At 71.0% G+C, this 12,661-nt stretch carries 8 protein-coding genes; 2 read left to right on the top strand and 6 right to left on the bottom strand.

What is annotated here, in order from left to right:
- Positions 1-32: 32 nt before the first annotated feature.
- From O7621_RS22475 to O7621_RS22450, 6 genes are all read right to left on the bottom strand, one after another.
- On the bottom strand, positions 33-1,262 hold the full coding sequence (locus tag O7621_RS22475) for a multicopper oxidase domain-containing protein (protein WP_282231097.1): 1,230 nt from the start codon (positions 1,260-1,262) through the stop codon (positions 33-35).
- A 73-nt stretch (positions 1,263-1,335) separates the two neighbouring features.
- Positions 1,336-3,309 (bottom strand): family 16 glycoside hydrolase, encoded by a 1,974-nt coding sequence (locus tag O7621_RS22470; RefSeq protein ID WP_282231096.1) that lies wholly within the window; start codon positions 3,307-3,309, stop codon positions 1,336-1,338.
- 599 nt (positions 3,310-3,908) lie between these two features.
- Positions 3,909-6,017 carry an iron ABC transporter permease gene (locus O7621_RS22465; RefSeq protein ID WP_282231095.1) on the bottom strand — a complete coding sequence of 703 codons (2,109 nt, stop codon included), beginning with the start codon at positions 6,015-6,017 and terminating at the stop codon, positions 3,909-3,911.
- A gap of 23 nt (positions 6,018-6,040) precedes the next feature.
- Positions 6,041-7,069 (bottom strand): iron-siderophore ABC transporter substrate-binding protein, encoded by a 1,029-nt coding sequence (locus O7621_RS22460; RefSeq protein ID WP_282231094.1) that lies wholly within the window; start codon positions 7,067-7,069, stop codon positions 6,041-6,043.
- 31 nt (positions 7,070-7,100) lie between these two features.
- The gene (locus tag O7621_RS22455; protein WP_282231093.1) at positions 7,101-7,916 is read right to left on the bottom strand and encodes an ABC transporter ATP-binding protein; all 816 of its coding nucleotides are present in this window, start codon (positions 7,914-7,916) and stop codon (positions 7,101-7,103) included.
- A 137-nt stretch (positions 7,917-8,053) separates the two neighbouring features.
- Positions 8,054-10,021 (bottom strand): serine hydrolase, encoded by a 1,968-nt coding sequence (locus tag O7621_RS22450; protein ID WP_282231092.1) that lies wholly within the window; start codon positions 10,019-10,021, stop codon positions 8,054-8,056.
- A gap of 242 nt (positions 10,022-10,263) precedes the next feature.
- On the opposite strand from O7621_RS22450, the gene wecB reads away from it, so the two are divergent.
- Positions 10,264-11,388 (top strand): UDP-N-acetylglucosamine 2-epimerase (non-hydrolyzing), encoded by a 1,125-nt coding sequence (gene wecB, locus O7621_RS22445; RefSeq protein ID WP_282231091.1) that lies wholly within the window; start codon positions 10,264-10,266, stop codon positions 11,386-11,388.
- 36 nt (positions 11,389-11,424) lie between these two features.
- The gene (locus O7621_RS22440; protein ID WP_282231090.1) at positions 11,425-12,648 is read left to right on the top strand and encodes a glycosyltransferase family 4 protein; all 1,224 of its coding nucleotides are present in this window, start codon (positions 11,425-11,427) and stop codon (positions 12,646-12,648) included.
- The last annotated feature ends 13 nt before the right edge of the window (positions 12,649-12,661 follow it).

The raw sequence follows: 12,661 nt of genomic DNA, 5'->3' as shown, positions 1-12,661 counted from the left end.
GGATGCGCCGGGGGTGGGGTGGCTGGGACGGTTCAGTTCTGGTGGCCGTCGTGTCCGGCACCGGCCTGGATGTCGGCGGCCGGCTCGCCGCCGACGTCGACACCCGACTGGGCGAGCACCGCACGGTGCTGGTGACCGCCGGGCGGCATCTGTCCGTTCTCGTCGAGGACGTGCAGGGTGGTGGCCATGCCCAGGTCGGAGTGGAACTGCATGTGGCAGTGCAGCATCCAGTGGCCCGGTCCGACCGAGTCGCCGGCGACGATGGTCACGCCGAACGAGTCACCGGGACCGAGGGTCTTGTTGTCGATCACCGGGATGGAGTCGACGATCGCCTTGTTGTCGCCGGCGACCACGCCGGTGCGGGTGTCCGCCCAGGAGTGGCCGTGGACGTGCCAGGTGTGCATGTCGTCGCCGGTGCCGACCACGATGAACTCGACCCGCTCGCCGACCTTCGCGACGAAGCAGGCCGGACCGGGCACCGGGTTGTCCAGGTCGCAGTCGTCGGTCGCGGCCCCGCGACGCAGGTTGATCGACTGGCGGTCGCCGAAGACCGTGACATAGGTCCGGTCCGGCCGGGGGTCGCCCTGCCGGCGTACCACCAGGCCGCCGAACAGGCCCGAGCCGATGCCCTGGGTGCCGTGCGGGCCGCCGACCACGTGGTCGTGGTACCACCAGTAGCCGGCGGTGCCCGGCGAGCCGGTCCGGGAACTGCGCGGCTTCGCGTACCAGGTGTAGGTCCGGGACTCACCCGGCCCGACGAAGGAGCCACTGTGTACGGTTCCGTCGGAGTCCTGGGTGTACTTCACCCCGTGTGCGTGCAACGAGACGCCGAGCGGGTGCTCCGGATCGGTCCGCAGTTGACCCAGCGTCTCGGCGGTCACCTGGTTGTGCAGGGTGATCGCCAGGCACTCGCCTTCGATCATCTCCATCGTCGGGCCCGGGTAGGAGGCGGTCTGCGGGGTCAGGCCGTAGCCCAGCCGGATCTGGTTGGTCACCGGGTCGCGGGGCAGCTCCACGGCGTACAGCTGCAGCTCCCGGTCCGGAGCAACGCAGCCCCCGGGCACCACGCCGTCGGCCGGGGCGGCTGCGGCCACCGGGTCGGTGGCGCGGTGGTTGACCGCGTACGCGGCACCCGCGCTGGCGAAGGTGACCGCCAGGACCGCCAGGACCACCAGGGCCCGGCCCACGCCGTTGCCACCCGGGCCACCCGGTCTGGCTGGTTCGTCGATCGGGTCGGTGCTCAACTCTGTCGTCTCGTTCAACGTCCGTTCCTGTTCGTCGCGCCGGTCATCGCCGGTCGGGGGTGGTGGTCTGTCCGTCGGGGTCCCGGGCCGATCACGGCGTCAGCGAGGCGATCCGGACGTTGCGGAAGCTGACGATGTCGTCCGCGCCGTGCACCTGCAGGCCGAGGTAACCTTCGGTCCGCTGCCGACCGGCACCGCCCGGGTCGTCGGCCCGAGGCGGGTCGAACACCAGGTCAGGGGTGTTGACGAACTCGTTGACCAGCTCCCCGTTGCGGAAGATCGAGTAGTGCTGCCCGACCACCCGGATCTCGTAGTCGTTCCAGGTGCCCTTCGGGGTGACCCCGGCGGCGTCGACGTCGACGCCGCCGAACCCGTACACCGAACCGGTCTTGTAGCGGTCGCCGACCGGGCCGTCGAAGATCTGCACCTCGTGGCCGTACTTGATGGCCACCCATTCCGGCCGGGGCTCCTGCGGATGCTGGTGCACGGCGGGAAACCGGACGAAGACGCCGCTGTTGGCCCGGGCGTCACCCGGGGCGTCGTCGCGCCACTGCAGCTTCACCGAGAAGTCGCCGTAGCTGCGGATCGGGAACCAGAGCAGGCCGAGTCCGGCGACCGGCCGGCTGGTGACCGAGCCGTCGGCGTTGCGGGTGAAGCCGCCTGCACCGACCTGCTCCCATTGATCGAACGACGCGCCCGACCGGTTGAGGATCGACTGGTAGCCGGTGTGGGCGTCCGACTTGCCGACTGCGGACAGCTTGGCCGTGTCGATCAGGGTGACCCGTTCGGCCTGGCTGATGACGCCCTGTTCGCGGAGGTTCTTGACCACCGCACGGACATGCTGCATGAACTCGTTGTGGTTGCGCCAGATTCGTTCGCTGGCGATCAGGTTGTTGATGGTGCAGCCGGGGCCCACCTGGCGGTTGGGCACCGCGCTGTTTCGGGTGCCCAACCAGACGGTCGGGCGGGTGTCCAGCACCGGGCACTGCGGATCGCCGCCGCCGGCCACCACGGTGAACGTGACCGACCCGGGGTCGGAGGTGTTGCCGGCTTCGTCGGTGGCGCGGTAGCTGACCGTGTGCGTACCCGGGCTGTTCACCGTCACCGGGGCGGTGTAGTCGGTGTAGGCACCGCTGTCGAGGGAGTACTCAACCCTGGCAACCCCGGAGTCGTCGTCGGTGGCGGTGACGGTGACCGTTGCGGTGTCGAGGTAGGAGCCGTCCGCACTCTGGGCGCCGGACACGGACGCGGTCACCGTGGGTGCGGTGGTGTCCGGGTCCGGTGGCGGGGCGACGGTGAAGGTGACCGACTTCGGGTCCGAGGTGTTGCCGGCGATGTCGGTCGCTTGGTAGGCGACCGTGTGCTGGCCCGGCTCGTTGACCGTGACCGGTGCGGTGTACTCGCGGAACCCGCCACCGTCGAGTGAGTGTTCGATGGTAGCGACGCCGGACATGTCGTCGGTGGCGGTGAGGGTGACGGTGGCGGCACCGAGGTAGGCCCCGTCGTCGTCGCGCGGTCCGGACAGCGCTGCGGTCACCTGGGGTGCGGTGGTGTCCTCGGTGCTGTCGTCGCTGACCACCAGCAGCCCGTTCATCAGGCCGTGGCCGGGGATGGCGCAGAAGTACCGGTACGTCCCCGGGGTGAGTACCACGTCGACCGTCCACAGGCCGCCGTTGGCGTCGTACGGGTCGGCCAGGATGTTGACGTTCACGTCCTGGTTGTAGGTCGGGTCCCCGGTCTCGAAGGTGAGCGTGTGCTGCATGCCGCTGGTGTTGCCGGTCGCGGCGCTGTTCTCGAAGACCAGCGTCGCCGGTCCGGGCTCGGCGATGGTCGGTGCCGAGGTGTACGCGGTGACGTCGTTGCCGGCGGTCCAGGTCAGCACCTGGGCGGCCCGGTACTCCGGTGGACCGCCGTGGGTCGGGCGGGCGTTGACCGGAGCTGCGGCCAAGGTACTGGTGAGGACCATGGCGAGCACGGCCGCCAGCGCGGTCAGCGATCGTCTCGGCCTGGTCGACGGTCTGCTCGGGCGGACGGGCCCGCCGCGATCGTCAGGGTTGACTGCCATGTCCGGCTACCTTTCATCACATACCGGTCTGTTTCGGACAGAGTTGACGCATGGTCGGTCAGAGGTTGGGGTGATCCGGGCGCGTGGTAGCTGCACCAGTGGGAACGGGTGCGGCGGTCACGGTTCACCGGCAACCGAGCTCGGCGGCCGACGCCGGGCGGGTGCGTGGTGATACCGGGCGGGTGCGGGGTGATACCGGGTGTGCGGGTGGTGGGTGACGGGAAACGTCCGGGCGGGTCCGACAGGTGACGACTGCCCTGGCGGGCCAGGGGTGAGTAGGGCGACGGAGGTGGAGGCGCGCGCCGCCGCGCCGATCGGATGCGTCCAGTGTTTCCGGGGGGTGCCACGGCCCCGGCGAGGTTGTCGCCGTCGGGCGGGTGCCGTGCCCGCCCGACGGCGTCCGGTCGAGGCAGCCAAACTGTTTGGTTACCTAACCGAATGCCTCGGTGATCTGGAGGCTAGCGGACTTGGGATCGAGGTGTCTACATCTTTCGGTGGTTCATCCCAGACTTTTGCCAGTGTCGACAGAAGGTGTGGAACGCCGTGGGTGACCAGCCGTGACCACAGTGGTGAACGAACCTGTTCCCGGGCCGCCGGGATCAGGCCCGGGAACGGGCCAGTAGGTAGACGAAGTACGGGGCACCGATCAACGCCACCGCCAGGCCGGCCGGCAGCTGGGCCGGCGAGACGACGGTACGGCCCACGGTGTCGGCCAGTCCGAGCAGGACCGCACCGAGCAGCACCGCGACCGGGATGATCCGGGCGTGCCGGCCGCCGACGAGCGCCCGGGCGGCGTGCGGCGCGACCAGTCCGACGAAACCGACGACACCGATCGCGGTCACGCTCAACGCGGCCAGCACGGCCGCGACCGCCAGCACCAGGAGACGGATCCGTTCCAGACCGACACCGACGATCCGGGGCGTGTCTTCGTCGATCGCGATCAGGTCCAGCTCGCGGCGGGCGGCCAGGGCGACCGGCAGCGCCACCAGCAGGGCGACTACCACCGGGACCACCTGGGTCCAACTGCGGCCGTACGTCGTGCCGGACAGCCACGTGTAGATCTTCGGCGTGTCCCACGGATTCGACCGCACCAGCAGATAGGTCGTCAGGGCGGTCGCCGCGTACCAGACCCCGACCCCGATCAGGACCAGCCGGTCGGTGTGCAGCCCGCCTCGCCAGGCCACGGAGTAGACCAGACCGAAGGCGGCCAGCGCGCCGCCGGTGGCGGCGGCGATCATCGTCGCGTTGCCGCCGACACCGCCGGTCACCACGATCACCGCGGCCAGCCCGGCACCACCGGTGATGCCGAGGATCCCCGGCTCGGCGAGCGGATTGCGGCAAGTCGCCTGGACCAGGGAGCCGGACAACGCGAGGGCACCCCCGGCGGCCAGCGCCGCCGCCACCCGTGGTGCCCGTTCGTCCAGCGCGAAGCGGATGACGGGCGGTCCCTCACCGGACAGCCAGAGCGCGATGTCGCCGGTGAGCAGCCAGGTGTTACCGGCGAGCAGGCCGAGCAGCCCGGCGCCGGCGGCGGTCACGCCGACGACCGCCAGGACCGCCCAGTACCGGCGGCGACTCCGGGGCCCCATCCGGCTGCCCGGCGGTTGCCGGCTCGGGCCGGAGTCGCGTACCCGGCGGGCCAGCACGATGAGCAGGACGGCACCGACCAGGGTGGTGGCCACCCCGGTCGGCACCTGACCGGCCCGGTCCGCGCCGAGCAGGGCGCGGATCACCCCGTCGGCCAGGACGACCGTCAGCGCGCCGACCAGACCCGCCGCCGGCACCAGTACGGCGTGCCGGTGCAGCGCCGGTACGAACCGTGCCGACATTCGGGTCACCGCCGGCGCGCAGAGACCGACGAACCCGATCGGGCCGGCCAGGGTCACCGCCGCCGCGGTGAGCAGCACCGCGAGCACCGTCCCGACCGCCCGGGTCGCCCGCACCGGTACGCCCAGCGCTCCGGCCGTGTCGTCGCCGAGACCCAGCAGGTCGAGTCGGCGGGCCAGCAGCCCGGCCACCGCGGTGGCGCCGACCACGATCGGCGCGGCCTGCCCGAAGGCGGTCAGCCCGAGCTGGCTCAGCGATCCGCTGCCCCAGGCGAACAGCCCGGTCGTCTCCTGCTGGAAGCCGATCAGCACCGCGGCCGTGGCCGACTGCAACGCCATCGCGACGACGGAGCCGGCCAGGACGAGACGAGTCGTCGAGCTGCCCGCGCCGCCGGCGAGACCCAGAACGAGACCGGCGGCCAGCAGCCCGCCGACGAAGGCGACGACGCCCGACGCCCAGAGCGGCACACCGAGGCCGAACGCCGCGACCGCACTGACGGCGAAGTACGCCCCCGCAGTCACCGCGAGGGTGTCCGGTGAGGCGAGTGTGTTGCGGGCCAGCGACTGGAACAGCGCGCCGGCGACGCCGAGGGCGAAGCCGACCGCGATCCCGGCCGCCAGCCGTGGCAGCCGGGAGCCGAGCAGGATCTCCCGGACCGCCCCGCCGGCACCGGTCTCCCCGCCGACCGCCGCCGAGAGCAGGTCGGCGAGCCCCACCCCCGAGGTGCCCTGGGTCAGGTGCCAGCCGGCGGCGACCACCAGGGCCACCCCGAGCGACAGCAGGGTGCCCGACCCGCCGACCACGGCCCGGCGGTCCACACCGGACGCCGCCACCGGTCGGGTGGCGACGACGCCCGGCGTCGGACGGATCCCCGTGGGCACCCGTGGACCGTCGTTCACGATGGTCAGCTGGCCAGGACGTCGACGTAGGCGTCGAGCACCTGCTGCGACGAGCGAGGGCCGCCGAAGGTCCAGATGCCGGCCGGGAAGGCGTACGCCCGCCCCTGCTCGACCGCCGGCAGCGACGCCCAGATCTCGTTCTTCTCCAGCTCGGTCAGGACGCTGCCGGCGGGGTCGGTGGTGCCGGTGTAGAACAGCGTGGCGTCGCCGACGGTGGTCATCCCCTCGATGTCGGTCTGGCCCAGGCCGTACGCCGGGTCGACCTCGCCGGTCCAGGCGTTCGTCAGGCCGATCGCCTCGCCGAGTTCACCGACCAGCGATCCCTGGCCGAACGGCCGGATGGCGACGTTGCCGCCCTGGACCCAGCCGTCGAAGTAGACGAACTCGGTGCTCGTGAGATCAGCACCGGTGATCTGCTGCTTCGCCTCGTCGAGGCTGGCCTGGAACTCGTCGGCGACGAGGTCGGCCCGCTCGGAGCGGCCGAGGGTCTCGGCGATCATCGCGAAGGTGTCCAGCATGTTCTGGACCGGGTCGGCGGCATCCGCCCCCCGGGTGGCCAGCACCGGGACGTCGTACTCGGCGAGCTGCGCGATGACCGGGTCGTCCTCGGCGGTGGCCTCGACGATCACCAGGTCCGGATTGGCGGCGAACAGCGCGTCGAGGTTGGGCTCGCCGCGCAGGCCGACGTCGGCGACTCCGTCCGGCAGCTCCTCGGCGGTGTCCCAGGTGCGGTAGCCGTCCGGGTCGGCCACCGCCACCGGGGTGAGGCACAGGGTGAGGACGTCCTCGATCTGCTGCCACTCCAGCACGGCCACCCGCTGCGCCGGCTCGTCCAACGTCACGGTGCGCCCGAGCGCGTCGGTGACCTCCACCGGTCCGGTAGAGGTCACGGTGGTGTCGTCGGTGCATTCACCGGAGGCGTTGGCCGTGGGCGTGGCGTCTGCGGTCTGCGGATCGCTGGTGCCGCAGGCGGCCAGCGCCGACGGGATCAACAGGACGGCGGCCAGGGCAGCCGTCATCGATCGGGTTCTCATCAGTTTCCTCACTCGTTGGTTGACCGGGCGCTCAGTGGCGCCGGTGGTGTCGCCCTCGGGGCTCGACCCGCACCAGACCGGTGGTCGGGTCCACGGTGGTGTCGATCGGCAACCCGTAGACCTCGGAGAGGTGTTCCGTGGTCAGTACCTCGGCCGCCGGGCCGGCGGCCCGCACCCGGCCCTGGCTCAGCAGCACGATCTGGTCGGCCACGCCGGCGGCCTGGTTCAGGTCGTGCAGGACGACGCCGAGCGCCGTCTGGTGCCGGTCCGCGAGGTCACGGACCAGGTCGAGGATCTCGACCTGGTAGCGCAGGTCGAGATGGTTGGTCGGCTCGTCGAGCAGCAGCACGCCGGTGTCCTGGGCGAGGCAGGCGGCCAGCCACACCCGTTGCAGCTCACCGCCGGAGAGCTGGTCGACCGCGCGATGGGCCATCGGCGTGGTCCCGGTCAGCTCCATGGCGTGGTCGACCATCGCCTGGTCGGTGTCGGTGAGCGGGCTGAACCGGCGCCGGTGCGGGTGGCGCCCGAAGGCGACGACGTCGCGGACCCGCAGGCCAGACGGGTGCGGTCGGGACTGGGACAGCAGGGTCACCCGGCGGGCGAAGTCGCGGGCGGACAGCGGTGCCGCGTCCTCCAGGTCGCCGTTTTCGCGGCCGAGCAGGATCCGGCCGGACGATGCCCGGTGCAGTCGGGCGAGCGAGCGCAGCACGGTGGACTTGCCACTGCCGTTGGGGCCGATCAGGGCGGTCACCACGCCGGGGTGGATGGCGACGGACACGCCGTGGACGACCGTGGTGTGCTGGTATCCGAGCACCAGGTCGTCGCCGTGCAGCGCCGTCGCGATCATGTTAGGTGAGGCTACCCTAAACGTTGATCGAGGGAAAGTCGCCGGTCACCGGCCGCTCGGCGTACCGGCGGCGACGCCGGATCCCCGGCCCGCCGGACGCCGCTCGGGCATCTCGCGGACCGGGGATCCGGCACCGGTCAGGGCAGCGTGTTCAGCACCAGCGTGCCAATCTCGGAACCCAGCTCCTCGGCCCGGTTCTCGCCGGCGACCCCGTCGGCCCGGTTCATCAGCACCGCCACGACGATCCCGTCGTCCGGGTACATCTGCAGGTACGCGGTGGACCCGTCGGCGCCGCCGTTCTTGCCGATCCGTCGGTGTCCGTCCTCGGTGCTGATCGACCACCCGTACGCGTAGCTCCACCCGGTGTCGACCCACATGGCGTCGAGCGAGTCCGGGCCGACGATCTCGCCGTCGATCAGCTTGTCGCCGAACCGGGCCAGGTCGGCGATCGAAGACTCCATCCCGCCGCCGAGGACCTTCCAGCTCACCTCGTCGCCGCCGTACTCGTCGTTGGCGCCGTCGTAGAAGGTGCTGCGCCGCACCGAGGTGTCCGACAGGTCCTCGGGCCGCAGGGTGCCCAGGCCGAACGCGGCGGTCAACTCCGACTCGGTCAGCTCCGCCACCGGGGTGCCGGTCGCGCCCTCCAACGCCGCGCCCAGGATGGTGTAGCCGTGGGTGCTGTAGTGCCCGTCACCGATCGAGCAGACCAGGTCGGAGTCCCAGAACTCGGCCGCGGCCGCGGTGGCGTTGGCGTACCAGGTGGTGCTGAGATCGGTGTCCTCGGCCTGCCACTGCGCGACGTCGGCCGGGTCGGCGCCGTCGGCGGCCTCCGTGCCCGCGTAGTGCCGCACACAGGCCCGGTTGCTGGCCACCTGCTCGACCGTGTACACGTGGTGGGCGGGCAGCCCGGCGACGTGGTCTCGGACGTCGTCGGCCGGGTCGATCTGCCCGTCCTCGACCGCCCGCATGGTGAGCACCCCGCCGATCCCCTTGGACACCGACGCGATCCGTAGCACGTGCCCGGAGTCCAGCCACACGTCGTCGTCGACGTTGGCGTGCCCGAACCCGCGCAGGTAGCGGAACTCACCGTCCTGCATCACCGCCACGGCGATGCCCGGCATGTTGAGACTGTTCGCCTCGCCCTGGACCAGGTTGTCCACCGACCGGCGCAGCTTCCAGCCCGGCCGGTCGGAGTTCTGCCGCCAGACGCCGACGTACCGGGTGCCCTTGGCGGTCTCGTACCGCTCGAAGTTGATCACCCGGTATCCCTCGTCGGCGTACCGGTGCCACCAGTTGACGTACTCCTGCCGGGTCAGATCGCTGCGTACCCACCAACCACGGTGGTTGGCGTTCTCCACCCAGATGCCGGCGTACCGCTGCCCGACGGTGGTGAGCGCCGAGTCGACCACCAGCGACCGGTAGACGACCTGGTAGGCGTCGACTGCGTCCTGGTACTCGGTGCGGGTGATGCCGCCGAGCAGCCGCCAGTCCAGATTCTCGGCGTTGTCCACCCAGACGAGCGCGTACCTGGTGCCGGCACCGGTCGGGTAGATGTCGACGTCGACCGGCATCCGGGTGCGTCGCTGCTCCTTGTAGTAGGCGGTGAACTCGGCTGCGGTCAGGTTGTACTTCATCGACCAGCCGTAGCCCTCCACGTTGCGCACCCAGGCGGCGGCGTAGTAGCGGTCACCGCCCTCGACGTAGGTCTCGAAGTCGACCAGCCGCATCCCGTCGTCCGCCGCCTTGACGAACTCGGTGTCGAACTCGGCCTTGGTCAGCCTGGTGCGTACCAGCCAGCCCCGCCCGTCGAGGTTGCGCTGGAAGGCGGCGCCGATGCGTCGTCCGTCGTCCGCCACGTCCACGTCCAGGTCGACTACCAGGTAGCCGGCGGCGGCGTACTCGTCGAACCGCACCTGGAAGTCGGCCGGGGTCATGTCCCGTACCGACGCCCAGCCCACCTCGTCGGGGTCGAAGACGGCCGAGGGCGGGCCCGGGTGGGCCGCCGCCGGGGTCGTCGCCCCACCGGCGAGCGAGGCCGCCGTCGCCACGACCGCCAGAGCGGCGAGTACGCGGCTTCGCGCGCCGCGTACGGATTCGGATCTCATTGTCCGCTGCTCCTCTCGATGTGCCCGACGGTTGTCGGACAACAACTGGGAGAGCGGCGGTCCGCTCCGACCAACAGGTTCCGCTGTCAGGTGGACGACAAAACGGACGGGCCAGGGTGCCACGGTTCGGATTCGGCCGGGCCGTCACCGTTGCCCCGATGGTCCGCTATGGTATGCGGAGATTGCCCGTTTCTGTGATGATCGTAAGTGCCCGCCCGAGTCGGCAATGGATGGAGTCGGTCATGACCCGCGTGATGACGGTCGTCGGCACCCGGCCGGAGATCATCCGGCTGTCCCGGGTGATGGACCGACTGGACCACATCGTCGACCATGTCCTGGTACACACCGGGCAGAACTGGGATCCGTTCCTCTCCGAGGTCTTCTTCACTGAGCTGCGGCTGCGCCCGCCGGACCGGTCGCTGGGGGTGGACACCACCTCGCTCGGTCGGGTGCTCGGCGGCGTCCTGGTCGGCATCGAGGCCACCCTCGACGACTGTCGGCCGGACGCCCTGCTGGTGCTCGGGGACACCAACAGCGCCATCGCCGCCCTGATGGCCCGCCGGATGCGGGTGCCGGTCTACCACATGGAGGCCGGCAACCGGTGCTTCGACCTGAACGTGCCCGAGGAGACCAACCGCCGCCTGATCGACCACGTCTCCGACTTCAATCTCGTCTACAGCGAGCACGCCCGACGAAACCTGATCGCCGAAGGCCTCCATCCGCGTCGCATCCTGCACACCGGCTCACCGATGCGGGAGGTGCTGGAGCACTATCGGGCGGACATCGCCCGGTCCACCGTGCTCGACCAGCTGGGGCTGACCGCCGGCGGGTACTTCATGGTCAGCGCCCACCGTGAGGAGAACGTCGACCGGCCGGACCGGCTGCGCCAGCTGCTCGACTGTCTGCGGGCGGTACGCGACGAGTGGGCGCTACCGGTGCTGGTCTCCACCCATCCGCGTACCCGCAAACGGCTGGAGGCCCTGGCCACCGACCCGACCAGCCTCGACCGGATCACCTTCCACGAGCCGTTCGGGCTGTTCGACTACGTACGCCTGCAGGGCGCCGCCCGCTGTACGTTGTCCGACAGCGGCACGATCAGCGAGGAAGCGGCGATCCTGGGCTTTCCCGCAGTGACGTTGCGGGAGTCGATCGAACGGCCGGAGGCGTTGGACGCCGGCGGCATCATCATGACCGGGCTGGACCCGGCCGGCGTGGTGGAAGCCGTCCGGGCGACCGTCGAGCAGGTCGCCTCGGCCGGGGTGCCCTGCCCGGCGGACTACCAGGTGCCCGACACCTCACGGCGGGTCGTTGACTTCATCCTGTCCACCGTGCGGCGCCACCACGAGTGGGCCGGGCTGCGTCGCTGAGCGCGGCAGCCGTACGAATCGAAGGCTGAGCCGACAGTGCGTGAAACAAGGACCCGGGTCCGACCCGCCGCTGGCGGGGTGGCGCCCCGGCAGACCGCCGCCGACGCGGCGACCAGGACTTTCCGCATCCTCGCCACCGCTGCGGTGTTTGAGCCGGGATTCCGTGGCGGCGGCCCGATCCGGTCGCTGCGCTTCATCCTGGACACCCTGCCTGACGACCTCGACGTCACCCTGGTCACCCGGGACCGGGACCTGCACGCGAGCGACCGGTACCCGGGGCTGTCCGGCGAACTGGTCCACCGCGACTCCCGCTCCGCGGTGTTCTATCTCGACCCGGTGCGTCCCTGGCAATGGCTACGGCTGCTGCGGCAGATCCGGTCCCGGCCGGTCGATCTGCTGTACGTCAACAGCCTGTGGTCGATGTTCTCGGTGGTTCCGATTCTGGCGGTGGCCCTGCGACTGCTACGGGTACCGGCGATCATGGTGGCTCCGCGCGGCGAACTGGCCCCGGCCGCGCTGGCCATCAAGGGCGGCAAGAAGCGGCTCTTCCTGGCGGTGTGGGCACCGGTGCTGCGTCGCCTCGGCGTGCGGTGGCAGGCGTGCAGCCAGCTGGAGGCGGATCAGATCGCTGCGGTGCTGCCCTGGGCCCGGGTGATGGTCAACGGCAACGAGTGCCCGATCCCGGACCGTGCGCCACCACCGGTCGTGGCGCACGACGGTCCGTCGCGGCTGGTCTTCATCGGCCGGATATCACCGATGAAGAACCTGGTCACGGCGCTGGCAGCGGTGGCCCAGGCGACCCGGCCGGTCGATTTCGACATCTTCGGGCCGGAGGAGGACGAGCCGTACTGGGCGCGCTGCGGCCAGCTCATCGCAACGATGCCCGACCATGTCCGGGTGCGGTACCACGGCGAGCTGCCGGCCGACGAGGTGCTGTCAACCTTCGCCCGGTACGACGCATTCCTGTTCCCGACGCTGGGCGAGAACTTCGGACACGTCATCCTGGAGAGCCTGGCGGCCGGCTGCCCGGTCGTCTGTTCCGACCGGACCCCGTTCAGCGAGTTGATCTCCAGCGCCGGCGGGGCGGTGGTCCGGCCGATGACGGTGTCGGCACTTGCCGAGGTGGTGAACGAGCTGGCTGGCCGGCCGGCGGGTGAGCGGGCCGCGGCGAAGGAGACGGCGGGGCGGCGGTACCGGCTATGGCGGCGGCAGGTGCGCGAACTCAACGTCCTCGACCACGCCCGCCACTTCTGCCGGTGACCCGACGTCACCG

The organism is Solwaraspora sp. WMMD937 (assembly GCF_029581175.1).
Lineage (GTDB): Bacteria > Actinomycetota > Actinomycetes > Mycobacteriales > Micromonosporaceae > Micromonospora_E.
The sequence above is the reverse complement of the archived record's forward strand: the minus strand, read 5'-3'. Positions and strand labels throughout refer to the sequence as shown.